Annotated in this window: 24 protein-coding genes; 7 read left to right on the top strand and 17 right to left on the bottom strand. The window is 69.2% G+C overall.

Annotation, left to right across the window (positions count from 1 at the left end; genetic code table 11):
* Positions 1–17: 17 nt before the first annotated feature.
* The 10 genes from ABD260_RS04430 to hisI all read right to left on the bottom strand — a co-directional run bounded on the left by ABD260_RS04430 (position 18) and on the right by hisI (position 7,453).
* Entirely contained in the window at positions 18–722 is a 705-nt protein-coding gene (locus tag ABD260_RS04430; protein ID WP_344232006.1) for a DsbA family protein, read from the bottom strand.
* Entirely contained in the window at positions 719–1,204 is a 486-nt protein-coding gene (locus tag ABD260_RS04425; RefSeq protein ID WP_344232005.1) for a MauE/DoxX family redox-associated membrane protein, read from the bottom strand. Before ABD260_RS04425 ends, ABD260_RS04430 begins: the two co-directional genes overlap by 4 nt.
* The gene (locus ABD260_RS04420; protein ID WP_344232004.1) at positions 1,201–1,857 is read right to left on the bottom strand and encodes an SCO family protein; all 657 of its coding nucleotides are present in this window, start codon (positions 1,855–1,857) and stop codon (positions 1,201–1,203) included. The genes ABD260_RS04425 and ABD260_RS04420 overlap by 4 nt, the downstream gene beginning before the upstream one ends.
* 7 nt (positions 1,858–1,864) lie before the next feature.
* Positions 1,865–2,686 (bottom strand): tryptophan synthase subunit alpha, encoded by an 822-nt coding sequence (trpA, locus tag ABD260_RS04415; RefSeq protein WP_344232003.1) that lies wholly within the window; start codon positions 2,684–2,686, stop codon positions 1,865–1,867.
* Positions 2,683–3,891 (bottom strand): tryptophan synthase subunit beta, encoded by a 1,209-nt coding sequence (trpB, locus tag ABD260_RS04410; RefSeq protein ID WP_344232002.1) that lies wholly within the window; start codon positions 3,889–3,891, stop codon positions 2,683–2,685. Before trpB ends, trpA begins: the two co-directional genes overlap by 4 nt.
* 75 nt (positions 3,892–3,966) lie before the next feature.
* Positions 3,967–4,773, bottom strand: coding sequence for an indole-3-glycerol phosphate synthase TrpC (trpC, locus tag ABD260_RS04405; RefSeq protein WP_184833499.1), 807 nt, complete (start codon positions 4,771–4,773; stop codon positions 3,967–3,969).
* A gap of 13 nt (positions 4,774–4,786) precedes the next feature.
* Positions 4,787–5,044 (bottom strand): HGxxPAAW family protein, encoded by a 258-nt coding sequence (locus ABD260_RS04400; RefSeq protein WP_344232001.1) that lies wholly within the window; start codon positions 5,042–5,044, stop codon positions 4,787–4,789.
* Positions 5,045–5,098: 54 nt separating this feature from the next.
* The gene (locus ABD260_RS04395; RefSeq protein ID WP_344232000.1) at positions 5,099–5,629 is read right to left on the bottom strand and encodes a Trp biosynthesis-associated membrane protein; all 531 of its coding nucleotides are present in this window, start codon (positions 5,627–5,629) and stop codon (positions 5,099–5,101) included.
* Between the two features lie 7 nt (positions 5,630–5,636).
* Positions 5,637–7,127, bottom strand: a complete 1,491-nt coding sequence (locus ABD260_RS04390) for an anthranilate synthase component I (RefSeq protein ID WP_344231999.1) — start codon at positions 7,125–7,127, stop codon at positions 5,637–5,639.
* Positions 7,124–7,453 carry a phosphoribosyl-AMP cyclohydrolase gene (hisI, locus tag ABD260_RS04385; protein WP_344231998.1) on the bottom strand — a complete coding sequence of 110 codons (330 nt, stop codon included), beginning with the start codon at positions 7,451–7,453 and terminating at the stop codon, positions 7,124–7,126. The genes ABD260_RS04390 and hisI overlap by 4 nt, the downstream gene beginning before the upstream one ends.
* A gap of 88 nt (positions 7,454–7,541) precedes the next feature.
* Between hisI and ABD260_RS04380 the strand changes: the two genes are divergently transcribed.
* Complete coding sequence (locus tag ABD260_RS04380; RefSeq protein ID WP_344231997.1) at positions 7,542–8,642, top strand: dipeptidase; 1,101 nt, start codon at positions 7,542–7,544, stop codon at positions 8,640–8,642.
* A gap of 76 nt (positions 8,643–8,718) precedes the next feature.
* Here ABD260_RS04380 and ABD260_RS04375 read toward each other — a convergent pair whose 3' ends face one another.
* Positions 8,719–9,573 carry a GNAT family N-acetyltransferase gene (locus ABD260_RS04375; protein WP_344231996.1) on the bottom strand — a complete coding sequence of 285 codons (855 nt, stop codon included), beginning with the start codon at positions 9,571–9,573 and terminating at the stop codon, positions 8,719–8,721.
* Positions 9,574–9,715: 142 nt separating this feature from the next.
* Between ABD260_RS04375 and ABD260_RS04370 the strand changes: the two genes are divergently transcribed.
* Positions 9,716–10,036, top strand: coding sequence for a Fe-S cluster assembly protein HesB (locus ABD260_RS04370; protein ID WP_134098608.1), 321 nt, complete (start codon positions 9,716–9,718; stop codon positions 10,034–10,036).
* A 141-nt stretch (positions 10,037–10,177) separates the two neighbouring features.
* Here the strand turns inward: ABD260_RS04370 and ABD260_RS04365 are convergent, their stop codons facing one another.
* Both ABD260_RS04365 and ABD260_RS04360 read right to left on the bottom strand, forming a co-directional pair.
* A complete protein-coding gene (locus ABD260_RS04365; protein WP_344231995.1) occupies positions 10,178–11,974 on the bottom strand; it encodes an ABC transporter ATP-binding protein in 1,797 nt (598 codons plus the stop codon).
* A complete protein-coding gene (locus ABD260_RS04360) occupies positions 11,971–13,818 on the bottom strand; it encodes an ABC transporter ATP-binding protein (RefSeq protein WP_344231994.1) in 1,848 nt (615 codons plus the stop codon). Before ABD260_RS04360 ends, ABD260_RS04365 begins: the two co-directional genes overlap by 4 nt.
* A 94-nt stretch (positions 13,819–13,912) precedes the next feature.
* Here ABD260_RS04360 and ABD260_RS04355 point away from each other — a divergent pair, with 94 nt between their 5' ends.
* Positions 13,913–14,554 (top strand): TIGR03085 family metal-binding protein, encoded by a 642-nt coding sequence (locus tag ABD260_RS04355; protein WP_344231993.1) that lies wholly within the window; start codon positions 13,913–13,915, stop codon positions 14,552–14,554.
* 9 nt (positions 14,555–14,563) lie between these two features.
* Here the strand turns inward: ABD260_RS04355 and ABD260_RS04350 are convergent, their stop codons facing one another.
* The 4 genes from ABD260_RS04350 to ABD260_RS04335 form a co-directional block, all read right to left on the bottom strand.
* The gene (locus ABD260_RS04350; RefSeq protein WP_344231992.1) at positions 14,564–15,172 is read right to left on the bottom strand and encodes a DedA family protein; all 609 of its coding nucleotides are present in this window, start codon (positions 15,170–15,172) and stop codon (positions 14,564–14,566) included.
* Positions 15,169–15,933, bottom strand: a complete 765-nt coding sequence (locus ABD260_RS04345; protein WP_344231991.1) for an MBL fold metallo-hydrolase — start codon at positions 15,931–15,933, stop codon at positions 15,169–15,171. The genes ABD260_RS04350 and ABD260_RS04345 overlap by 4 nt, the downstream gene beginning before the upstream one ends.
* A gap of 3 nt (positions 15,934–15,936) precedes the next feature.
* Complete coding sequence (locus tag ABD260_RS04340; protein ID WP_344231990.1) at positions 15,937–18,045, bottom strand: alkaline phosphatase family protein; 2,109 nt, start codon at positions 18,043–18,045, stop codon at positions 15,937–15,939.
* Positions 18,046–18,128: 83 nt separating this feature from the next.
* The gene (locus tag ABD260_RS04335) at positions 18,129–19,430 is read right to left on the bottom strand and encodes a family 43 glycosylhydrolase (RefSeq protein ID WP_344231989.1); all 1,302 of its coding nucleotides are present in this window, start codon (positions 19,428–19,430) and stop codon (positions 18,129–18,131) included.
* 155 nt (positions 19,431–19,585) lie between these two features.
* Here ABD260_RS04335 and dacB point away from each other — a divergent pair, with 155 nt between their 5' ends.
* From dacB to ABD260_RS04315, 4 genes are all read left to right on the top strand, one after another.
* Positions 19,586–21,181, top strand: coding sequence for a D-alanyl-D-alanine carboxypeptidase/D-alanyl-D-alanine endopeptidase (dacB, locus tag ABD260_RS04330; protein WP_344231988.1), 1,596 nt, complete (start codon positions 19,586–19,588; stop codon positions 21,179–21,181).
* Positions 21,182–21,265: 84 nt separating this feature from the next.
* Positions 21,266–22,219 carry a GNAT family N-acetyltransferase gene (locus ABD260_RS04325; RefSeq protein WP_344231987.1) on the top strand — a complete coding sequence of 318 codons (954 nt, stop codon included), beginning with the start codon at positions 21,266–21,268 and terminating at the stop codon, positions 22,217–22,219.
* Positions 22,220–22,249: 30 nt separating this feature from the next.
* Entirely contained in the window at positions 22,250–23,173 is a 924-nt protein-coding gene (locus tag ABD260_RS04320) for a GNAT family N-acetyltransferase (RefSeq protein WP_344231986.1), read from the top strand.
* 468 nt (positions 23,174–23,641) lie between these two features.
* The gene (locus ABD260_RS04315) at positions 23,642–24,229 is read left to right on the top strand and encodes an ArsR family transcriptional regulator (protein ID WP_344231985.1); all 588 of its coding nucleotides are present in this window, start codon (positions 23,642–23,644) and stop codon (positions 24,227–24,229) included.
* Positions 24,230–24,232: the final 3 nt, after the last annotated feature.

Below are 24,232 nucleotides of genomic sequence, written 5' to 3'. Positions count from 1 at the left end.
AGGGTCACGATGGGGACTCAGCTCGCGATCGCATCGACGGCCTGCTGCAGCCCGTCGGCGTTCAGCTGATCGGCCGGCAACTGCTTGCCGTTCACATAGACCGCCGGCGTACCCGTCACGCCCCGCTCGTCGGCCGCCTTGGAAACGGACTCCAGCCAGCCCGCGTACGTGTTGTTCTGGATCGCCTGCTGGAACTTGTCGTCGCCGACGCCGAGCTGGTTGCCCAGGTCGAGCAGCTGCCCGGTGGTCCAGGACTTGGAGAAGTCACCGTACAGCTGGTCGGCGAAGCTGAGCGCCTTCCCGTTCGCGGCCGCCGCGGCGAACGCGTTGGCCAGTCGCGGCGAGGCATCAGGGTTCACGAACTGCATCGGCCAGTACGTCAGCGTGGCCGTACCGTCCTGGACGAGCTTGTCGATCGTCGCGCCGGTCGCGTCCTCGAACTCGGCGCAGTGCGGGCAGCGGAAGTCCAGGTACAGGTCGATGTTCACCTTCGCACCGGACTTGCCGACCATGACGCCCTTGCCGGTCGTCCCCGGGCCGGTGATGACCGCGGGCTCCGGCCGCCCGTTCGCGCTGACCTCGACCTTCGAGTGACCGCGCCAGTACTGCACGCCCACCCCGGCGCCGAGCGCCAGCAGCAGGACGGCCACCACGATGATCCCGGGCGAGATCCGGCGCTTGTTCTGCTGCAGCAGCGGATTCGCGGGGGTTTTGTTGCTCACGACGCGGTGACTCCTGTCGGCGATGGGGTTTCGGATGCGACGGCGAACTTGCTGACCGGGAACCGCCACAGCCAGCCGGCCAGCGCCAGCAGCCCGATGTCCCGGAGGATTTCCTGCAGGTACTTGGTCTGGCCCGGCGCGACCTGACCGCCGCCGCCGAAGCAGCCGCAGTCGATCGACAGCCCGCGCGCCCAAGCGGACGCGACCGCGATGATGAACGCGAGCATGAAGACCCCCGCGGCGACGGCGGAGGCACGCACCCCGAACCCGACGATCAGCAACAGCCCGATCGCCACTTCCAGGAAGGGCAGTCCCCACCCGACCGGCGCAGCCAGCGACGACGGCAGCAGCTCGTACGCGCGAACCGCCTGCGCCGCGGTCTCCGGATCGGTCACTTTCAGCGCACCGGCGACCAGCATCACGCCGCCGAGCACCAGCCGGGCGACCAGCGACGCCCAGGCGAACCAAGGTCGGCGCTTCACTGGTTTTCCTCCACCAGCTTCCCGAAGTCGTGCGCCAGGTCGCCGATGGCGGCGTTCGACAGCCACAGTACGTGCGCCTTGTCGTCCTTGCCGAAGCCGATCACCTGCGCTCCGTGACCGACCTCGTACCCACCGGAGGGGAGTTTCTGCATGCCTTCGACCGGTACGCCGACGGCTTTCGCGACATTCTTGATCGTGGTCAGCGAACCGGTCAGGCCGGCGAACGACGGATCGAACCGGTCCAGGTACTTCCGCATCACCGGCCCGGTGTCCCGCGCCGGATCAGTCGTGATGAACAGCAGCTGCACCTGATCGCGGGTGTGCTGATCGACCTTGGTCAGCGCGGACGCCACGTCGGCCAGCACGGTCGGGCAGACATCGGGACAGTTCGTGTACCCGAAGAACACCAGCGTGACCGGCTTCTTGGTCGAGGTGACCAGGTTGAACGGGTTCCCGCTGGTGTCGGTCAGCGTGGTCGCGGGCATCGAGTACGGCCGGTCGAGTGTCGCGCCACGCAACCCGTTCGGGTCCTGGCTGCTGCGGATGATCGCGCCGCCGGGATTGTCCGCCTTCTGTTCCTTGCCGCTGCAGCCCACGAGGGCGAGCAGAGCCACCGCCGCGAGCAGAACAGCGGCGTTCCTGGTTCGACTCACGGCCGTACTAACGATCGGCGGCCGCGCCGGGTTCCCGGCGCACGCCCGCTGACAGGTCCTCCGCGAGCGTACGAACCCCGGCCGGGCCGCCGTCGCCGAGCGCCTTGACCAGCGCCGCGCCGACGATCACCGCGTCCGCGAACGCCGCCACCCCGGCCGCCTGGTCCCCGTTCGAGATCCCGAGGCCGACACCGACCGGCAGACCGGTCACCGCGTGCGTACGAGCAACCAGCGGCGCCGCCAGCTCGGACGGAGTGTCCCGCGCGCCCGTGACGCCCATCACCGCGGTCGCGTAGACGAAGCCGCGACAGGCCGCGGTCGTCATCTTGATCCGGGCGTCGGTCGACGACGGCGAGACCAGGAACACCTTGTCCAGGTCGTGCTTGTCGGCAGCCGCGATCCACTCGGCGCCCTCGTCCGGGATCAGGTCCGGCGTGATCAAGCCCGCTCCCCCGGCACCGGCGAAGTCCGCCGCGAAGCGATCCACGCCGTACCGCTCGATCGGGTTCCAGTACGTCATCACCAGCACCGGTACGTCCGAGTACGCCGCGATCTTCTCGACCGTACTGAGGACGTCGCGGGTGCGCAGCCCACCGGCGAGCGCGGTTTCGGTCGCGCGCTGGATGGTGATGCCGTCCATCACCGGGTCGCTGTACGGCAGGCCGAGCTCGACCACATCGGCGCCGCCGTCGACGAGCGCCTTGACGCCGTCGATCGCGCCATCGTACGTCGGGTAGCCGGCCGGCAGGTACCCGATGAAGGCCTTCCGGCCCTCGCTGTTGGCCTTCCGGATCGCGGCGCCGGCGTTGCCCAGGGCAACTTCAGTCATCGGTCCGATCCCTTCTCGTTCAGACCGAACCAGGTCGCGGCGGTGTCCATGTCCTTGTCGCCCCGGCCGGACAGGTTCACCAGAATCGTTGCCTCCGGCCCCAACTCGCGGGCGATGTCGAGCGCGCCGGCGACCGCGTGCGCGGACTCGATCGCCGGGATGATGCCCTCGGTCCGGGACAGCTGCCGGAACGCCTCCATCGCCTCGGCGTCGGTGATCGGCCGGTACGTCGCCCGGCCGGTCTCGGCCAGCCACGCGTGCTCCGGCCCGACGCCCGGGTAGTCCAGCCCGGCGGAGATCGAGTGCGACTCGATCGTCTGCCCGTCCTCGTCCTGCAGCAGGAACGACCGGGCACCGTGCAGTACGCCGACCTGGCCCGCGCTGATTGTCGCCGCGTGCCGCCCGGTCTCGAATCCGTCGCCGCCCGGCTCGATCCCGTATAGCTTGACGTCCTCGTCGCCGATGAACGCCGTGAACAGGCCGATCGCGTTCGACCCACCGCCGACCGACGCGACCGCGGCGTCCGGCAGTTTGCCGAGCAGCGCCAGGGACTGCTCACGGGCCTCGTCGCCGATACCGCGGACGAAGTCACGGACCATCGCCGGGAACGGGTGCGAGCCGGCCGCCGTACCGAGGATGTAGTGGGTCTTGTCGACGCTCGCGACCCAGTCCCGCAGGGCCTCGTTGATCGCGTCCTTGAGCGTACGGCTGCCGGTCTTGACCGAGATCACCTCGGCGCCGAGCAACTTCATCCGGGCCACGTTCAGGGCCTGGCGTTCGGTGTCGACCTCGCCCATGTAGACCACGCACTCGAGGCCGAGGTACGCGCACGCGGTGGCCGTCGCGACGCCGTGCTGGCCGGCGCCGGTCTCGGCGATCACCCGTGGCTTGCCCATCCGCTTGGTCAGCAGGGCCTGCCCGATGGCGTTGCGGATCTTGTGCGCGCCGGTGTGGTTCAGGTCCTCGCGCTTCAGCAGGATCCGTGCGCCGGCCAGGTCCGACAGCCGGGTCGCGTCGTACAGCAGGCTCGGAGCGCCGATGTACTCGCGCAGCATCCGCTCGAACTCGTCGGTGAACTCCCGGTCGGCCATGGCGTCCCGCCAGGCCTGGGTGAGTTCGTCGAGCGGCGCGATCAGCGCCTCCGGCATGAACCTGCCGCCGAAACGGCCGAAGTGCCCAAACTGGTCGGGCAGCACAGTACTCATCCGACAAAACCTTCCGGCCCGGCCCTACGGCGCGGGAGAGTTACGGCCCCGCACCGTTTGGACCGGGCGGGAGTGTCAGTGCCGCTGCTGGATGGCGGGATGCGATCCGGCGGCGACGAGGTCGGCGACCGAGGCGCGAGGATCGCGGCCGGTCACCAGGGTTTCACCGACGAGGACGACATCGGCCCCGGCGCGCGCGAATTCGATTACATCATGCGGGCCCCGGACGCCCGACTCCGCCACCCGGACCAGCTCGGTCGGGATCGTCGGCGCGACCCGGGCGAAGGTGTCCCGGTCGACCTCGAGGGTCTTCAGGTTCCGGTTGTTCACGCCGATCAGCTGAGCTCCGGCGTCCACCGCACGCCGGGTCTCCTCCTCGTCGTGCACCTCGACCAGCGGGCACAGGCCGATCGACTGGGCCCGCTCGATCAGCGAGACCAGCGCCTCCTGCTCCAGCGCGGCGGCGATCAGCAGCACCATGTCGGCACCGGCGGCGCGCGCCTCCCATAGCTGGTACGACGAGACCACGAAGTCCTTGCGCAGCACCGGGACGTCGACCCGGCCACGGACCGCGCGCAGATCGTCCAGGCTGCCGTTGAACCGGCGCTCCTCGGTCAGCACCGAGATCGCCGCGGCACCGCCCAGCTCGTACTCCCCGGCCAGCGCGGCCGGATCGGTGATCTCGGCCAGCTCGCCCTTGGACGGGCTGGACCGCTTCACCTCGGCGATCACCGCGATCCCGTCGCCGCGGAACACCGGCATCGGGTCCTTGGCGTCCGGCTTCCGCTGGGCCTCCAGCTTCAGATCGTCCAGGCTGACCCGCGCCTGGCGCTCCGCGAGGTCCTCCCGGACCCCGGCGAGAATGTCGTCAAGCACAGTCATGTCAGTCCGCTCCTCAGTGCTCGCCGTCGGCCGGAACCCCGAAGCCCAGCAGCGCCAGCACTTTGCCGGCCAGCGCACCCAGCACGGCGATGCCGACGGAGATCCAGAACAGCACCCAGTTCGGGCCGAGCACCATCGCGATGGCTCCGACCGTGAACGCGAGCAGCACGATCGCCACCGCGGTCCAGGCCGCCGGGCTGTTGCCGTGCAGGTCGTGCGGGACCTCCTCGTCGATCCGGTCCGCCCCTTGATTCGCCACCGTATTGTTCATATGGCGCCACTCCTCCTCGTCGTCCCGTCCTATTGTGGCGGTAGCCCGCCGCGATCAGAGAGTCGGGTCCTCTCCGGCGTCGATCGCCTTCCACTGATCAGCCGGCGCGGCGGCCGGATCCCGCTCGTACCGGGCGGTGGCACGCCGCCAGCGATGCGCCGTCAGCAAGGTGATCAGCCCCGCTCCGGCCAGCGCCAGCCCACCGGCCAGCGCGAACCACGGCGCCGGACCGGTCGTTTGGGTCACCTGGTCGGCGACCACGTCACTCAGCGCGGGCCGCAGCCGGCTGAGCTCGGGACCACCGGGGCGTACCGTCAGCGCCACCACGACCGCACCGGCGCCGAGAAGTGCGACCAGACCGCCCAGTACGCGGCGCAACGCCGTACCGGCGAGTTTGGTCACCACGATCGCGACCACCCCGGCGAGCGCGAACGTGACCGGCGCCTTGGTGATCGTGTAGCCGTTGAAGGTGATCGCCGGGCGGCCGTTGCCCGGGTCCGCCGAGACCCACGTGAGATACCCGGACAGGCCGAGCAGCACCAGCGCCACCAGGGCGAGCAGGTCCACTATCCGTTGGGGTTTCATACGTCCCTCATATGTCGCTGAAGGTTCCCGCGACCGCGATCGCGTTCAGTACGGCGGCCGCCTTGGTCCGGCACTCGGCGTCCTCCGCAGCCGGATCCGAGTCCGCGACGATCCCGGCCCCGGCCTGCACGTACGCCGTGCCGCCGCGCAGCACCGCGGTCCGGATCGCGATCGCGGTGTCGGCGTCACCGGCGAAGTCCAGGTAGCCGACCACGCCGCCGTACACGCCGCGCCGGGTGATCTCGAGCTTGTCGATGATCTCCATCGCCCGCGGTTTCGGTGCCCCGGACAACGTTCCGGCCGGGAACGCGGCGGTGAGCGCGTCGAACGCGGTCCGGCCGGCCGCCAGCTGACCGGTGACCGTCGACTCCAGGTGCATCACGTGGCTGTAGCGGCGGACGTCCATGAAGTCGATCACCTCGACGGTGCCGGGCGCGCAGACCTTGCCGACGTCGTTGCGGCCGAGGTCGACCAGCATCAGGTGCTCGGCCCGCTCCTTCACGTCCGCGCGCAGCTCCACCTCGAGCGCGTGGTCCTCCTCAGGTGTCGCGCCGCGGCGGCGGGTGCCGGCGATCGGGTGCAGGATCACCTTGTTCTCGGTGACCTTGACCAGCGCCTCCGGGCTGGAACCGACGATGTCGAACCCGTCCAGGCGGACCAGATACATGTACGGGCTGGGGTTCGACCGGCGGAGCACCCGGTAGATGTCGAGCGCCGACGCGGTCGTCTGCAGCTCGAACCGCTGCGAAACGACGATTTGGAACGCCTCGCCCGCCCGGATCTCCTCCTTGGCGTGCTCGACCGCCTCCCGGTACTCGGCGCTGGAGCGCTGCCGATGTGGGTCCGGCTCGGCCAAGCGGTCGGCCCGAACCACGTAAGACGGCGTCGGCTGGGCCAGGTCGCGCTCCATCGCGTCCAGGCGGCGGACGGCATCCGCGTACGCCTCGTCGACGCGTTCGTCGGAGTCGTCCCAGTTCACCGCGTTCGCGATCAGCCAGATCTCGCCGGTCTCGTGGTCGAGCGCGGCCAGGTCGGTGGCGAACAGGAACGTCAGCTCGGGCAGGCCCAGATCGTCGGTGGTTGTGTCCGGCAACCGTTCGATCCGGCGCACGGCGTCGTACCCGAGGAAGCCGACCATGCCGCCGGTCAGCGGGGGCAGGTCCGGCAGCCGGGGGGTGTGCAGGATCTCCAGCGTCTCGCGGAGCACCTGCAGTGGGTCACCGCTCTGCGGCAGGCCGACCGGTGGGTTGCCGGTCCAGATCGCCTCGCCGTTCCGCTCGGTCAGCGTCGCGGCGGAGCGTACGCCGATGAACGAGTACCGCGACCAGACGCCACCGTTCTCCGCCGACTCCAGCAAGAACGTGCCTGCACGCTCGGCGGCCAGCTTCCCGTACACGCCGATCGGGGTCTCGGCGTCGCCCAGCACGCGCCGGGTGACCGGGATGACCCGCCGGTCCTTGGCGTACTCGCGGAAGGTCTCGAGGTCCGGTGTGTTCACGCCTTCACCTCGAACTCGCCGTGCTCGAAGCAGCTGCGGGTACCCGTGTGACAGGCCGGGCCTTCCTGGTCGACGAGCAGCAGCAGGGTGTCGGCGTCGCAGTCGACGAGGATCTGCTTGACGTGCTGACGATGGCCGCTGGTCTCACCCTTGACCCAGTACTGCTGCCGGCTCCGCGACCAGAACGTGCCCCGCCCGGTCGCCGCCGTCCGGCGCACCGCCTCGGCGTCCATCCAAGCCATCATCAGGACCTCGCGGGTGTCGTACTGCTGCACCACGGCCGGGATCAGCCCGGCCGCATCGAACGTCAGCTCGTCGATAGTCACCCACCCATTGTCGCCGATCCGGGGCAGCGGTCCGACCACGGTCCCGACCACTGTCTCGAACGCGGTCTCGAACTGCGAAGATGACCGGATGACGCGGAGCGAGGAAGTCTTGCGGGAGTATCCGGTGATCGACGGGCACAACGACCTGCCGATCGCGTTCTACGAGCTCTGCCAGTACGACCTGGACGCGCATGATCTGGCCGGGCCGGTGCCGACGCTGAACACCGACCTGCCGCGGCTGCGGGCCGGGCAGGTCGGCGGCCAGTTCTGGTCGTTGTGGGTGCCGCAGGACGAGCACGCCGTCCGCCGTACGTTCGAGCAGCTCGACTTCGTCCGGCGGCTGGTCGAGCGGTTCCCCGCGGATCTGGAGCTGGCCTCCACAGCCGACCAGGTGGAGGCCGCGATGAAGGCCGGCCGCGTCGCGTCGCTGATGGGTATGGAGGGCGGCCATTCGATCGGCGAGTCCCTCGGCGTACTGCGGGTGATGCGCGCGCTCGGCGTCCGGTACATGACGCTGACGCACAACCACAACGTGTCCTGGGCGGACTCGGCGACCGATGAGCCGGTGCTCGGCGGGCTGAACTCGTTCGGTGAGGACGTGGTCCGGGAGATGAATCGGATCGGCATGCTGGTCGATCTTTCGCACGTCTCCGCGGACACGATGCGGCACGCGCTGCGCGTCACCAGTACGCCGGTGATCTTCAGTCATTCGTCGGCGCGAGCGGTGTGTGACGTACCGCGGAATGCGCCGGATGACGTGCTTGAGACGCTCGCTCGGAACGACGGCGTATGCATGGTCACGTTCGTACCGGCGTTCGTTTCGGTCGCGTACGCCGAGTGGGTGGACGAGGCGGTGGCCAAGGCTAAGGAGGCCGGGCTGCTGCTGCACGGTCCGGAGAATCGGGCCGAGGTGGAAGCGCTGGTCGGGCGGCCGCGGCCGGAGGCGACGCTCGCGGACGTGGTCGAACACGTCGAACACGTCCGCGAGGTGGCCGGGATCGATCACGTCGGGATCGGCGGGGATTACGACGGCTGCCCGGAGTTCCCGGTCGAGCTGCCGGACGTGGCGTCGTACCCGGTGCTGTTCCAGGCCCTGGCCGACCGCGGCTGGAGCCGGACCGACCTCGGAAAACTTGCCAACGGCAACATCCTGCGCGTCCTCCGGGCCGCCGACGAGGCGGCGAGCTAGCCGGCCCGGCGCACGCGTCGCGAGGCCGGACGGTTCCGGCGCGCCGGTTCAGGCGCGCCGGCTCGTGCACGTCGGTTCAGGCGCTGCGGTACTGGGCGCGGATTTCCGGTAGTTGCGTCATCCCGCCGGCCTCGTACGTGGCGATCGCGCCGTCGTTGAACGCCGGCGTACACGTGTACACACTCGACGCGCCCAGCTCCCGCAGCGCCACTGCGCACGCCCGCACCATCGCGGTCCCGTACCCGCGCCCGCGGTGCATCCGGTGCACCCCCATCGGCTCGATGTACCCCGGCCGCCCCGCGCCCGCCGACCACACCGTTGCGGCCGCAACCGACTCTCCGAGCTCGTTCCGCACCACGAGACACCGCGCGTCCTCGTACGGCAAACCGTCCGCCATCGCGAACCAGCGATCGTTCGTGAACGTCGACCCGTCGAACGACGCCCGCTGCACGCCGGCCCGCTCGTGCGCTTCCTCCGCCCCGATCACATCCACGCGTACGCCCGGGTCCGGCACCGGATCGGTCAGGTCCCGACGGAGCGGAATCCACGGCTGATCGGCGTTCCACCCCTCCTTGAAGAGCAGCTCCTGAACCAGCGCCCCCATCGGCGTCTCGACGAAAACCTTCCCCTCGATCAGTACGCCCTTCGCCGGATCCGCCACATCAGCGGCAATCCGCTCCGCGAGCTCTTCATCACGCTGCGCATCCGGCGCGATCGCCATCCGTACCCAGTCCGGCTCGTCCAGCATCCCGACCGCGACAATCTCCCCGCCCCGCCGCCAAACCCGCGTCGCCGCCGCCGTCCGCTCACCCCCGAACCGCCAGAACCACCCCAAATCCCCCGGATGCAACTGCAACGGCAACCCCTCGGCCTGCCACCCCCGCAACACCTCGACAACCTCACCCAACTCCCCCACACCCACCACACTCATCCCAATCACCATCCCCCCATCCCACACCATCCATCCCCCAGTTTCCGGGACCACTGGGAAGTGGCGGGGATGGGTGGGGTTTGGGGTTTGGGGAGGGGGGCACGGGGCGGGGGCTAGTGATAACCGACGGATGGAGTGGGCTGTGTTGACCCTGACTGAGAACGCGACGCTGGTGATCAAGAGCATCACCGGGGTCGAGGGTGCGCCGGAGGGGGCCGGGGTACGGATCTCGCAGGAGAATCCGGCGGATCCGGCGCTCGCGGTGACCACGACCGAGGCACCGCAACCGGGTGACCAGGTGGTCGAGGAGGCCGGCGCGCGGGTGTTCCTCGAGCACAACGCCGCGAACGCCCTGGATGACAAGATCCTGGACGCCGCGGTCGACGACAAGGGCGGTGTCGAGTTCCTGCTGGTACCCCAGCCGGGTGCCGGTCACGAGAACGGCGCCGCCCCGACCCCGTAACACCCCGGAGCTGGGGCGAACTGGGGAGGCCTGCAACCCGCTACCGGGGTGCAGGCCTCCCCACTTTCATGACCAACCCGCTGGCACAGTCAGAGCGCAGCGCGTGGTCAGGGCGGTGCCGTGGTCAGGGCGGTGCGGTGGTCAGAGGGCGGAGCGTTGGGCGATCCAGCTGTCGTGCAGGCGGGTGTAGACGCCGCCGGCACCGACCAGCTCGGCGTGCGGGCCGCGCTCGACCACCTCGCCGTCGTCGAAGACCAGCACCTCGTCAGCCGCCTCCGCGGTCGAAAGGCGGTGCGCGATCGTCACCGACGTACGCCCGGCCATCAACCGTTCAAGCGCCGCGTTGACGCGTACTTCGGTACCGGGGTCGACCGCCGAAGTCGCCTCGTCCAGGACCAGCAGATCCGGGTCCGCGATGTTCGCGCGGACGAGTGCGACCAGCTGCCGCTCCCCCGCCGACAACGACTCGCCCCGCTGGCCGACCGGCGAGTTCAACCCGTCAGGCAATGACTCCAGCCAGTCGGTCAGACCGAGCGAGTCGAAGGCCGTGACCAGCTCCGCGTCCGTCACCTCGGGCCGGCCGAAGCGTACGTTCTCGGCCAGCGACGCGTCGAACAAGTACCCGTCCTGCGGCACCATCACGACCCGCTCGCGCAGCGAGCCGAACGAGATCTCCCGGGCGTCCACTCCGTCCAGCCGGACCGCGCCGGACGTCGGGTCCATCAACCGCGTCAACAACTTCGCGAAGGTCGTCTTCCCCGACCCGGTCTCGCCGACGACCGCGACCCGCCGGTGCGGTTCGATCCGTACGTCGACGTCCCGCAGGACCAGATCCCCTTCCGGATAAGCGAAATCCACGTCCGCGAACTCGACCGTGATCGGCCCCCGAGCCTGCTTCACACCCGTCTCGCCCGGGTCCACCACGTCCGCCGGAGTCGCGATCACGCCGAGTACGCGCCGCCAACCGGCAAACGCGCTCTGCGCATCCGTCAGCACCTGTGTCGCGATCTGCACCGGGTCCGAGAACAGTGCGACCAGGAACATGAACGCGAGCAGCTCACCGAGCGTCGCCTGCTTGTCCACACCGAGCAACACGCCGACGGTCAGCACGCCCGCGTTCGCGAGACCGGCCGCCAGGCCACCGATCGAGAACGTCACGCCGGTCAGCGCCTGCGCCTTCGTCGACGTCTTCCGGTACGCCTCGATCGACCCGTCGATCCGGTCCTGCGTACGCTGCTCGATCGCGTACGAGCGGACCACCTGCGCCCCGACCACCGGCTCCGCGATCGCGGACAGCATCTCGCCGACCTTCGCCCGGACGGTCCCGTACGCCGCCGACATCGCCCGCTGCAGGTACTTCAAACTGCCGAACAGCGGCAAGAAGCAGATCAGTACGACCAGGGCGAGCTGCCACGAGTAGAAGAACATCACGATCGTCGCGAGCAGCATCTGCCCAAGACTGACCAGGAAGATGAACCCACCGAACTGAAGGAACTGCGACACCGTGTCCACATCGGACGTGACCCGGCTGACCAGTGCGCCACGCCGCTCGGTGCTCTGCGTCAGCACCGGCAGGTCGTGGACGTGGCGGAACGCCTTGATCCGCATCGTCGCCAGCCCGTACTCGGAGTTGATCGCCAGCCGCACAGTGGTCAGGTACGACGCTCCGGCCGTCAGGATCACGCCGACCGCGCAGACCAGGCACATCCAGGCGACGTACGACATGTTCGGACCGCCCGGCCCGGACAGGCCCTTGTCGATCGTCTGCTGCACCGCGATCGGGACGACGATCCGCCCGGCGGTCATGGTCAGCGCGAGGATGCCGGTCAGCCACCACCCGCGCGCGAGCTCCGGCGAGACCTTCAGCCCGTCCTTGAGCGTCTGCAGACCACCCGCGTTGTCACCGTGGTCCAGCCGGCTTGCCTCCGCGGCGCTCACGCCGTCGCCCCTTCCGCGTCCAGATCCCGCTCTTCAGCCGCTTCTTCTTCACGCCGCTCGGCGTCCTGCTCGTACGCGTCGACCAGATCCCGGTACGCGGGCGTGGCCGCCTGCAGCTCGGCGTGCGTACCGTGCGCCTGAATCCGCCCTTCGTCGAGGAACAGCACCTCGTCCGCGAGCGAGATCGTCGCCTTCCGGTACGCGATCACCAGCACTGTCGTCGCGGCACCGGAATCGTCCTGAACGGCGGTCCGCAGCCCGGCCAGGATCCGCGCCTCGACCTGCGGATCGACCGCACTGGTCGCGTCGTCCAGGATCAGCAGCCGCGGCTTGCGCACCAGCGCCCGCGCGAGCGCGATCCGCTGTCGTTGCCCGCCGGACAGCGTCGTACCCCGCTCACCGACCTTCGTGTCCAGGCCCTCCGGCAGCGCCCGCACGAACGACTCGCCCTGCGCGATCCGCAACGCGGCCCAGACCTCGTCGTCGGTGTACGAACCGCCGAGCGTGATGTTGCCGCGGATCGTGTCGTCGAACAGGAACGCGGTCTGCGCCACCAGCGCGACCGAACCGGCCAGCTCGTCGCGGGCCAGCTCCCGCAGGTCGATGCCGTCGATCTTCACCGCGCCCTGCTCCGGGTCGACCAGCCGGGTCAGCATCGTGGTCAGCGTGGACTTGCCCGCGCCGGTCGGACCGACCACCGCGACCGTCCGGCCGGGCTCGATCGCGAAGTCGACGCCGGCCAGTACGTCGCGGTCGGGCAAGTACCCGAAGCGGACGCCCGCGACCTGCAGCCGGGCCGCCTTCGCCGAGGTCAGCCGCGCCTCGCCGTACTCCATCCCGCCCTTCGCGGTCAGCACCCGCTGCACCCGGTCCCAGCCGACGACGGATCGGGGCAGTTCACCGAGCACCCAGCCGAGGGCCCGGATCGGGAAGCCGATCAGCGTGAACAGGAACGCCACCTGGACCACGTCGCCCGCGTCCGCGCCGCCGGACCGGACCCGGCCGACGCCGACCAGCAGCACCGCCAGCACCCCGAGTCGCGGCAGGCCGTCGATCACCGGGTCGAACAGGCCGCGGGCCTTGTTCACCGCGATGTTCGCGTCCCGGAGCGCGTACGTCGGCGCGCGGAACCGCTCTGTCTCGGCGGCCTCCCGGCCGAGTGTCTTCACCACCAGCGCGCCGTCGAACGACTCGTGCGCCACCTCGGACACGTCCGCCCGCAGCTGCTGCGCCCGGGTCGCGAGCGGCTGCAGGTAGCGCTGGAAGATCACGTTCACGATGAAGACCAGCGGGAACACCAGGCAGCCGACCAGCGCCAGCCAGACGTCGGCCGCGAACATCGCGATCGTCGCGAACACCAGCATCGCGACCACGCCGATCGCCATCGGCAGCGGCGCGATCACGAACCAGGTCGACTCGACGTCGGCGTTCGCATTCGACAGCAGCATCCCGGTCGAGTGCTGGTGGTGCCACTCGAGCGGGAGTTTCAGGTACTGCCGGGTGACCCGCTGCCGGTACGTCGCCTGCAACCGGAACTGCATGATGCCGGCACCGAGCCGCCGCCCGACCACGCCGATCGCGTTCAGGATCGCGATCCCCATGAAGAGCGAGATCAGCCCGATCAGCGCGCCGGTGGTGGTCTCGCCGCGCTCGAACGCGGGCCGGATCAGGTGGTCGGTGGACCAGCCGAGCGCCCAGCCGCCGGCCACCGTCATCGCGCCGTACAGCATGCTGGCGAGCGCGGCCAGCGCGAAGATGCCCGGCTCCTCCCAGATCGCGACCCGCAGCACCCCGAACCCCCGCCGGGTGACGCTGCCCTTGTCGGGGACTTTCGGGACAGGCAAGACACACTCCAGGCAGGTCAGGTGCATACGTGGGACACAGGCATGACAACGATTGACATTCTGCCATTCCCCTCCGACAACTACGATCGAGAATGTGACCGACTACAGCCGGGTAGAGCGACTCGCACTGTGTGACTTGTTTGACGAGGTCGGGCCCGCGGCGCCGACGCTCTGTGATGGCTGGGACGCCTACGACCTGGCGGTTCATCTGTACGTACGCGAGGCCGACCCAGTCGCCGGGCCGGGGATCATGATTCCGGCGCTCGCGGACACCACCGAGCGGCGGATGAAGCGGATCAAGGAACGGTTCAGCTACGCCGAGGTGGTGGACAAAGTGCGCAACGGTCCCCCGCCGGTCTCGATCTACGCGCTGCCGAAGCTCGGTCACCAACTGAACACGACCGAGTACTTCGTTCACCACGAGGACGTACGGCGCGCCCAGCCCACGTACGACGTCCGGACCCTGCCCGATGAGCAGCAGGACGGCCTGTGGAAAGCGATCCGGCTGGCCGCGAAGACGATGACCCGCAAGTCACCGACCGGCCTGGTCGTCGCGCGCCCGGACGGCACCGCGGCCGTCGCGAAGCGGCCGAATGAGAACGGCTCCGTCACCGTGGTCGGCGAACCGGCTGAGCTGGTGCTGTTCTGCTTCGGCCGGCAGCAGGTCGCCGACGTACAACTGGAAGGCGAGGCAGAGGCAGTCGAGCTCCTCCGCAACGCACCATTCGGCGTGTGACTCCGCGGCTTACTCGGCGTGTGACTCCGCGGCTGCCCGCGCCTCGGATCGCTTGCGGCGGGCGCGCTGGATCAGCGAGCTGACCGCGGTGGTCAGGATGACCAGCACGATCGCCGCCACCACGCCCTGCCACGGCTCGTCGAACAGCGCGTAGCCGAGTAGACCGATCGCCATGTAGACACCCGCCCACAACGACGACGCGGCGAGGTCGACCAGCGCGAACCGCTCCCACCGGTACCCGGCCAGGCCGGCGGCCAGCAAGACCGGCACCCGGCCACCGGGGATCAACCGGGAGGTCAGCAGCACGGTGATTTCATGTTCGGCCAGTCGGACCCGGAGCGCGTCAAGCGAGGCGTTGTCACGCAACCACCCGATCCGCTGGGCCAGTCGCTCCCCGCCGAAACGGCATCCGGCGTACACGATCAGATCACCGACGTACGCCCCGGCCGCGCCCGCGATCAGCACGCCGACCAGCCCGATCGGATTGCTGTGCGATGCGAGCACCGCCCCCGCGGAAACGGCCGCGCCGGTCGGCAGCACCGGAAGCACGGCCCCGATCAACACCGCCCCGGCCAACGCGAACAAGTACCACAGATCGAATTTTGCGTCGCCGCTCACGCAGCCACCTCGATCGACTCGCCGGGTGTCAAAAGTTCCACCTTCACCGCCGGGTCCACCTCGGCCATCGCGGTCCGGAACCTGTCCCCCGGTGGCAGGAACAACTCCGGTTTGAGCCAGTCGCAACCGATCGGCCAGAACGTCCCGAAGTGCACCGGCACCGCGGTCGACGCGCCCACCCGGCGTACGGCTTCCGCCGCGCGCACGGGATCCAGATGACCGGGACCGAGCGACGGCCCCCAGCCACCCACTGGCACGAGCGCGAGGTCGACCGCACCGGCCTCCGCGGCCAGCCCGTCGTACAGATCCGTGTCTCCGGCGAACCACACGCTCGGCGCACCGTCGACCCGATACCCCACCGCCGGACCTTCGTACGCCGACCACGGCAGCCGCCGCCCGTCGTGGTGCGCCGTGACGACGGTGATGTCCAGCGAGCCGATCCGAAGCTGGTTGCCCGGAGCAACTTCGATGCAGCGGTCCGAGTACTGCGATCCACTGTCGGCGTGGATCAGCTTCGCGGCGCCACGCGGCACGACCAGCGCGGCCTCCGGCGAGATGAACGGCAGCGAGGACAAGTGCAGATGATCGGCATGCAAATGCGAAACCAGCACCGCGTCGCAGTCACCCGCCTCCGGCCGGGGCGCCGGGCCGCGGCGCCGGCGCAGGTGCGCGATCCGCGAGGTCAGCACCGGGTCGGTGAGGAGCCGCGTACCGTCCGCCTCGATTGTGGAGGTGGCGTGCCCCCACCAGGTGACTCGCACGCGTCAGACCTCCACTTTCTCGACCGGATCCTGCAGGCCCTTGCGGTGGCCGAGCTTCTCCAGCCAGCCGATCAGCACTTGGTGGACCGCGTCGGAGCCTACGGGAGCCTCGTTCAGCACCCAACGGCTCGGGTGCACCAGGACCGCATCGGTCTGCCAGCCGCCGATGCCGCCGTGGCACCCGACCAGCTCCTCGAACGCCGCCACCTCATGCGTGTACTCGTCCAGCCGGCTGACCACGACCAGGTCCCCGTTGTGCGGCATCTGCGCCTGCCGGAGCATCGATGCGGTCGCATGCTCGCCGTACGGCGTGAGCGGGTCCTCACCTTCCACCCGGCCGGTCCGCAAGACGTGTACGCCGGCCCGCCCAATTGCCACGGGTCCTTCGGCCAGCGAGTCGACCACGACGAAACCGATCCCGGGATGGGTCGCCAGGCCCGGGATGAGCTTCGGGTGCATCGACTCGATCTCTTCCAGCGGCACCCGGCCGGGCGTCGTCGCGAGGTAGATCAGCGCCAGGTTGCCGGACGAGGTGACGACCATTTGCTCGTCGGGCGCGACCGTCGGCTCGCAGTCCTTCGGTCCGAGCTCGACCTCGCCGTCGCGCGCCTTGCCGTGCAGCGCCTTCCGGGTGACCGAGCCGGCCACGCTGCGGCGCATGCTCAGCTCGGTCAGGAACGCGTTCACCGGTCCCCAGCCCTCCGACTTGCCGACCGCCTGTACCGGCTCCTTGGTGGTGTCGACCAGGTCGTCGACCACCTCGGCGAGCGTCCGCCCGTACCGCTGCAGGAACGTCGATCCCTGGCTCTGGCCGTGGTCGGACAGCACGACGATCTCGTACGAGTGCGGGAGGATGTCGATGATCCGCTGCAACGCGCCGAGGACGCGATCCAGCCCCTCGAGCGTCTGCAGTGACTCGGCGCGGGTCGGCCCGGCATGGTGCGCGACCTCGTCGTAGTCCACGAAGTCGCAGTAGATCACCGGCGTGCCCTTCACCAGCTCGTCGGTGATCAGCGAGACGTTCAGGTCGCGGAGCAGGACGTTGGTGATCGCGCGCAGGAAGATGTACGCGCCGCCGCGCTTCACCCGCGGTACCAGGTGCCGGACGCGCTGCCGACGGGCCTGGTGCAGTTCCTTGATCATCTCCGCGACGCACAGCACCAGCCCGCGCGCGGCACCTTGCGGGCTGGAGAAGAACCGGACGTACCCACGGCTGCGACTGTTCGGCAGGGACGCCCGGCTGAAGACCAGCTCGCACTTGTCGGCGTCGCCGGACCAGTTGTTGCTGATGCTGACGCCGCCGTCCGCGAGCAGACCGCGGCCGGTCGACATCCGCGCCTCGATCTCCGCGGCGTCGCGGCCCCGGTTCGTCACCATCACCCGGCCGGTCGATTTCTCGTACCACCGGAAGGCCGGAATGTGCTTCGAGCCGCCGTGCAGGATGCCTGCCTGGCTGGCCGGGGTCGTGGCCGGCACGCCGGTGTGCCAGGACAGCATCGAGTGCTTGCCGTCACGGATCCAGCCGCCGAGATTGGGCAGGTTGCCGGCCAGGACCATCCAGTTCAGCAGCGGAGCGGACAGGCCGTCGATCTGGATGATCAGCATCCCGGTCTTCGGCGCCGCCTGGATCCGGCGGGCCCGGCGGTGCACCACGCGCATCACCTCGGCCACGTACGCATCGTCACTGCCCGCGTACGCGATCCAGCCGACGAAGGCGCTGACCGACGACATCACGATCGAGACCAGCAAGGGCGTCTCGACCCCGCCGTGCAGCCGGACGCCCGGATCGACGGTGATGCCCAGGTAGACGACCGCGAACTGGGAGAGCAGCCCGCCGACCAGTACGCCGACCGAACCGATCAGCACCGCGACGCCGGCCAGCACCCAGCGCATCAGCACCGAGAACACCGCGAGCAGGACGACCAGCCGGAAGATCGGCAGCCGGCCGTCACTGCTGACCTGCGGGAGCAGCCAGAACGTCACCACGAGCGAGATCAGCGACGCGAGACCGCCGTACAGCATCGCCTGCAGGCCGCGACCGGTACGGCGCAGGTCCAGCCACACCGGTCGTCGCCGCCGGTCGCCGGATATCTGTTCTGGTGGTTTCGCCATTGCCTGTTTCGTGCTCCCCGTCCGTCCTGCTGGTGCAGTACGAGAGTACGGGGTCGTGCGGACAGTTCCCCGGCTATTCCGGGCTACTGCAGTTCGAGGTAGTCGACCTCCGCGTACAAGGTGCCCTTTGTCAGCCGGATCGTGTTCCAGCCGGCGTTGAGCGTGACCGGTACGGAACTCTCATGCCAGTTGTCCCAGCCGGTGACCGGGTAGCTGACCGAGCCGGCGTTGTTGCCGTTGACAACTAGACCGTGGCTGGCGGTCGACGCCGACCCGTTGGCGTACCCGACGTGCAGCGTGTAACCGCCCGCGACCGGTGCGTACACCGAGCTTTGCACCCAGGAGTCGGCGTAGTCGATGTACGCGACCACCTTGCCGTCCGAAGCACCGGCGGCGTTGGCGCGTACGACGCAGTGGTTGAGCGTCCCGCGCTCAGCTTCGGTGCGGACCCGGCTGCCACGGACGACCGGATAATCGTTGGCCCAGCCGACATCCGCGACGTACAAGTGCCGCGAACCGTTGACCCAGCCGTGCACAAACACCTTGTCACCAACGAAGTCCGCGCCACCAGGTCCGCAGACGTGGTTGTCAAAGGTCGCGGTTGTCATCAACGGCCGGTATGCGGTCGTCCAGGGCCCGGTCAGGCTCTTAGAGGTGGCGTACGACGTGAGGTAGTTGCAGTCGTTGTACCCGCCACCGGAGAAGAACAGCACGTACCGACTCCCCCGCTGGACCAGATCCGGCGCCTCGATGATGCCGCTCGACGTGAGCATCGCGGTGTTGCCGCCGACCAGCGTCTTGCCGTTGTTCGTGGTCTGGGTGAGCCACAGCGTGGACGGTTTGCTGACCGCGTTGCCGTCGTTCTTCCAGACCAGGTACCGGGTGCCGTCGTTCGCGACGAACGTGTTCGGGTCGATCGCGCCGCCCTGATCGAGCGGGCAGATCAGTGGCGCCGTACCGACCGGCTGGAACGGACCGAGCGGCGAGGTTGCGGTCGCGACGCCGATGCACTGCCGGCCGGACGCCTTGTGCCAGGCGGTGTAAGTGAGCGTGTACGTGCCGTCGGAGTTCGGGTAGACGTCCGGCGCCCAGGTGCGGCCCGGCTGCGCCCACGCCGCGGACGGACCGCCCGGCATCGCGTCACCGCGGATCGTCCACGGGCCGTTGGCACTCGGGGCAGTCGCGACCGGTACGGTGCCGCGGCCGTTGTTGGTCGAGTACGCGTACCAGGTGCCGTTCTGCTGGAAGACATCCGGATCGGGGAAGTCCTCGCCGATGATCTCGCTCGGGAAGACCGCTCCGGCGGCCGCGGCGTGTGCCGGTACGGACAGGACGGTTGCGAGGCTGAGTACGGCCGTAATGGCCGCTAGCAGGCGTCGGATCACTAGGACTCCTCAGGTCGGGGCGGTACCTGTTCGACCAACTTTTCCATCGATTCACCTGAAACGCGAGAGTTCGATCGCGCCAATCCCTGGACCGGCGGCGCCTGGAGGTGGAGACTCCCGCTAGTTGTTTTCCGCCTGGATTGAGGGAGTGTCTCGTGAGTCATTTACCGAGAGTGTCGGGGCGCGGGATGATCGCCGCCGTGACCGCGGTCGCGGCCGTGGCCGGTGGCGTGGTCGGTCAGTCGGTCGCCGCCCCGACCGCCGTTAAGCAGACCGCCGTCAAGCAGACCGCCGCCGCACAGACCGCTTTGCAGCAACGCCTGGACGGGTTGCTGAACGACCGCCGGTACGACGGCTCGCAGGTCGCCCTCGTGGTCCGGGACGCGACCACCGGCGAGACCCTGTACGACCGGAACGGCGGCGAACGCCTGCTGCCCGCGTCGAACACCAAGCTCTTCACGTCGACAGCCGCGATGCACACGCTCGGCCCGTCGTACCGGTTCCACACCGACGTACTCGCCACCGCACCCGTCCGCGGTGGGAAGCTGCGCGGTGACCTCTACCTGAAGGGGTACGGCGACCCGACCGCTCTCGAATCGGACTACATCGGCCTGGCCAGGCAGCTCAAGGCCGCGGGCGTACGCCGCGTCGACGGCAACCTGATCGCGGACGATACGTACTTCGACCACGTACGCCTCGGCGACACCTGGTCCTGGGACGACGAGACGTACTACTACAGCGCGCAGATCTCCGCGCTGACGCTCGCGCCGAACACCGACTACGACTCCGGTACGGCAATCGTCGAAAGCCGCCCCGGAGCCGCCGCCGGCGCACCGCTCAAGCTCAACCTGGTCCCGGCGACCGGCGCGCTGAAGCTCGTCAACACCGCGACCACCGGCGCGGCCGGATCGTCCAACACCCTGAGCGTCGAGCGCGATCACGGCACGAACGTCGTCCGGGTGAGCGGCTCGCTGCCGCTCGGCGCATCGGTCGACCAGGAATGGGTGACGGTCTGGGAGCCCGAGCTGTACGCCGCCGATGTGTTCCGCCGCGCGCTGGCCGCGCAGGGCATCTCGGTCAGCGGCCGAATCCGGAACGCGGGCACCCCGGCCGGCGCGACCCGGCTGGCCCGGGACGAGTCGATGACCGTCGGCGAACTGATGACACCGTTCCTGAAACTGTCGAACAACATGCACGCCGAGACCCTGGTCAAGACGATGGGCGCGGTCGCCGAAGCCGACGGCAGCTGGCCGGCGGGGCTGGACGTGGTGACGAACTACGCGAAGAGCCTCGGCGTCGACACCGACCGCATCCGCCTCTCCGACGGCTCCGGCCTGTCCCGCAAGGTGAATGTCACCGCTGACTCGATCACGGACATCCTGATCGGAGCGCAGAAGGAGTCCTGGTGGAAGCAGTGGTACGACGCGCTGCCGATCGCCGGCAACCCGAACCGCATGGTCGGCGGCTCGCTGCGCAGCCGGATGCTGAACACACCGGCCGTGAACAACCTGCACGCCAAGACCGGCTCGCTCACCGGCGTCACGTCGCTGTCCGGTTACGTCAGCACGAAGGACGGCCGCAAGCTGGTGTTCTCGATGATCAGCAACAACTACCTGGACAGCCCACGCTCGGTCGAGGACGCCGTCGGCATCACCCTCGCGTCCTGGTCCGACCAGGCGCCGCCGGCCGCCGTCACCACGCTCCGGCAGGCCGCGCCCGCGTGTGAATCGGAGTGGGACAAGGCCTGTTGATCGGCCGGCTCGTGCGGCTTGGCCGGTTGGCTGGTGGGCGTTAATCAGTTGGCCCGTGCGGCGGTTGTCCAGGACGATGCGTGGATGACCGCCGTACTGCCTGAAGGCCTGACCGTCCGGCCGCCGACCAAGGAGGACGCGCAGGCGATCCTCGATCTCGCGTCGGCGTACAACATCTCCGTGATCGGCATCGCCGACTGGACCCTCGACGACGTCACGGACGCCTTGACCGACCCGGACTTCGATCCGGCGCAGGACGGCTGGCTCGTACACGCGGGCGACCGCCTGGTTGGATTCGGCTGGCTGTTCGGCAAGGGCGATCGCCGGCAGCTGGAGCTGGACGTACTCACCGATGATGTGGCCGTCGAGCGCTGGCTGCTGGACCGGCTCGTCGAGCGTTCGGGCGAGCTCGGGCGTACGTACGGCCAGGCGTCGGTGCAGTTGGACGTCGTCGTGTACCAGGCCGACGCGCCGCGGCAGGATCGGTTCGCGGGGTACGGGTTCGTGCGCGGGACGGTCTTCCACCGGATGCGGATCGACCATGCCGGCGCGGTCGCGGCACCGGAGGTTCCGGCCGGGATCACGGTACGGCGCGGCGCTCCGGACGAGGCGAGTCAGCGGGTCGGGCATGCCGTACTGAATGCTGCCTTCGACGGGCAGTTCGGGTTCACGCCGCGACCGTTCGAGGAATGGCAGGCGGCGCAGGAGAACTTCTCGGCGTTCGACTGGTCCCAGCTGACCATCCTGGAGCAAGACGGCGAGCCCGTTGCGATGCGGACCGTCACGGATCAGTTCGTCGAGGACGAGAACTGTGGGTACATCGGTCGGCTCGCCGTACTGGAGAAGGCTCGCGGGAAGGGGCTCGCCAAGTACCTGCTCCGCGACCAGTTCGCCCTGGACGCGGCGGCCGGGCGTACCGGCACCATCCTCCACGTGGACACCAACAACCCCACCCCGGCCCTCGGCGTCTACACCTCCGTCGGCATGCAGCCCGTCCTGGTCATGGAAGTCTGGCGCCGCGAACTGCCCGTCGGATGAGGTTGGTCGTCGGATGACGCTGGTGGTCGGATGAAGCTGCCGGACGGGTACACCGCGCGACCGATGCGGCTGACGGATGCAGCGCTGGTCGCGGAGCGGTCCGCCGCGTACACCACCGCCCTGCTCGGTTTCGCCAAGCACAGCGCGGAGGACGTCGCGAACTACCTCCGCGACCCCGCCATCAACCTCGCCACCGACGGCTGGGTCGTCCTCGACGCGGCGGGCGAGTTCGCCGGATCGGCTACTGCGGTCGCCAACTCCGACGCGTCCCTCATCAACGTCGACATCCTGAGCGACACCCCTCTCATCCTCAACTGGCTACTCCACCAAGCCGAACAAAAGGCAGGTCGTGGGCGGGGTGTTGTGGTTCGGGTTGGCGTGGTGCAGGAGGACGAGCGGCTGGCGGAAGTGGTTGCTGGGCGGGGGTATGCGGTCGACACCGCGGTGCAGCGGATGCGGATCACCTTCGAGGGCGCGGTGCCGGCACCTGCCGCGCCGGACGAGGTCGTCGTACGGCGCGGCGCTCTCGATGAAGCGAGTCGCCGGGCAGCACACGCCGTACTGATGGAAGCCTTCGCGGAACAACCGACCGCGCTGCCGCGACAGTACGAAGAATGGGTGGCGTCGCGGGAGAGCCGCTCGACCTTCGACTGGTCGCAGGTGACGATCGCCGAGCTCGACGGGCAACCGGTCGGCGTCACCGAGTGCAACGACAACTTCGTCAGCACCGACAACTGCGGGTATGTCGGCCGCCTCGCCGTCGTACCGTCCGCCCGCGGCCGCGGCCTGGCCAAGTTCCTCCTCCGCACCGCCTTCGCCACCGACGCCACCGCCGGCCGCGCCGGCACCATCCTCCACGTCGACACCCACAACCCGACACCAGCACTGGCCCTCTACACCGCCGTCGGCATGCACCCGGACCTGACCACCAACATCTGGCTCCGCACCGTCTGAACCCTCCACCCCCACACCGGTGGATATCCACTGCTGTTGTGGGTCCTCCACCGGTACGCGGGTGGAGAACCCACAACGCGAGCAGATATCCCCGCACCGCTTACCCCACGCAGCACCTATGCCGCGCAGCGCACACCTAGCGACGTCCCTCGGGCTGGCGGTGTGCCGGGGATGGCGGGAGCGGGTTGAGCGCTCCGTGTCCAACCGGCCGCGCGGCCGCTCAGCCACGCCGAACCCACCCACGGATCAGTCACAAGCACCGGACGCCCCCAAAACCGGTTTGGGGCGCCTAACCGCCTATCCCGGGAGTACAACCCGCCCCACTCCACGTACACAACCAGCCCCAAACCGGTTTGGGGCACCCCAACATCCGCTTGACCAAACCCACGGGGACGCCCCCGGGCACCGAGCGGCCTATTCGGTACCCAGAGCTTGCTGTTCGGAGATCTGAGAGATTACTCTCGAAACATGTCTCTCAGGAATCCGTACGGTGATTTCGAGGTCACCGATCCGCAGGCGATGCGGGCGTTGGCGCATCCGGTGCGGTTGGCCGCGCTCAGTTACCTGCAGAAAAACGGACCGGCGACGGCGACTCAGCTGTCCGAGTACGTCGGCGCCTCGCCGTCGGTGACGAGCTGGCATCTGCGGCATCTGGCCGGGTTCGGACTGGTCGCGGACGGGCCGCCGCCGAGCGGGTCGGACCGGCGGCAGCGCTGGTGGCACGCGGTCGCGCGCGGGTTCCGGTTCGAGATGCCGGACACCCCGGACGGCGCCGAGGCCGCGCGGCTGCTGCGTGCCGAGCTGATGAACCAGGCGCTCGAGTCGGCCCAGCAATGGCTGGTCGAGACCGAGCCGAACCTGAAGCCGGAGTGGAGCCGGCTGGCCGGATCGGCCAACACGCAGCTGGTCGTCACCCCGGCCGAGGCGGAGGCACTCGAGGCCGCGATCGAGCAACTGTTCGCGCCGTACATCCAGCGCCGCGACGCCGGCGAGTCACCGGACGACGCGCGCTCGGTCCGGTACCTGCGCATCTCCTTGCCCGAAGCAACGGACTGAGGC

The sequence above is a fragment of the Kribbella hippodromi genome, assembly GCF_039531045.1.
Taxonomy (GTDB): domain Bacteria; phylum Actinomycetota; class Actinomycetes; order Propionibacteriales; family Kribbellaceae; genus Kribbella; species Kribbella hippodromi.
Note: the sequence above shows the minus strand (reverse complement) of the source record. Positions and strands in the feature narration are given on the sequence as shown.

Bases quoted from the DNA above. Each gene is read 5' to 3' on its own strand.
- trpA (WP_344232003.1), bottom strand. From the start codon at position 2,686: ATGACTGAAGTTGCCCTGGGCAACGCCGGCGCCGCGATCCGGAAGGCC.
- trpB (WP_344232002.1), bottom strand. From the start codon at position 3,891: ATGAGTACTGTGCTGCCCGACCAGTTTGGGCACTTCGGCCGTTTCGGC.
- trpC (WP_184833499.1), bottom strand. From the start codon at position 4,773: ATGACTGTGCTTGACGACATTCTCGCCGGGGTCCGGGAGGACCTCGCG.
- ABD260_RS04400 (WP_344232001.1), bottom strand. From the start codon at position 5,044: ATGAACAATACGGTGGCGAATCAAGGGGCGGACCGGATCGACGAGGAG.
- ABD260_RS04395 (WP_344232000.1), bottom strand. From the start codon at position 5,629: ATGAAACCCCAACGGATAGTGGACCTGCTCGCCCTGGTGGCGCTGGTG.
- ABD260_RS04380 (WP_344231997.1), top strand. From the start codon at position 7,542: ATGACGCGGAGCGAGGAAGTCTTGCGGGAGTATCCGGTGATCGACGGG.
- ABD260_RS04375 (WP_344231996.1), bottom strand. From the start codon at position 9,573: ATGAGTGTGGTGGGTGTGGGGGAGTTGGGTGAGGTTGTCGAGGTGTTG.
- ABD260_RS04340 (WP_344231990.1), bottom strand. From the start codon at position 18,045: ATGGCGAAACCACCAGAACAGATATCCGGCGACCGGCGGCGACGACCG.
- ABD260_RS04325 (WP_344231987.1), top strand. From the start codon at position 21,266: ATGACCGCCGTACTGCCTGAAGGCCTGACCGTCCGGCCGCCGACCAAG.
- ABD260_RS04320 (WP_344231986.1), top strand. From the start codon at position 22,250: ATGAAGCTGCCGGACGGGTACACCGCGCGACCGATGCGGCTGACGGAT.
- ABD260_RS04315 (WP_344231985.1), top strand. From the start codon at position 23,642: ATGTCTCTCAGGAATCCGTACGGTGATTTCGAGGTCACCGATCCGCAG.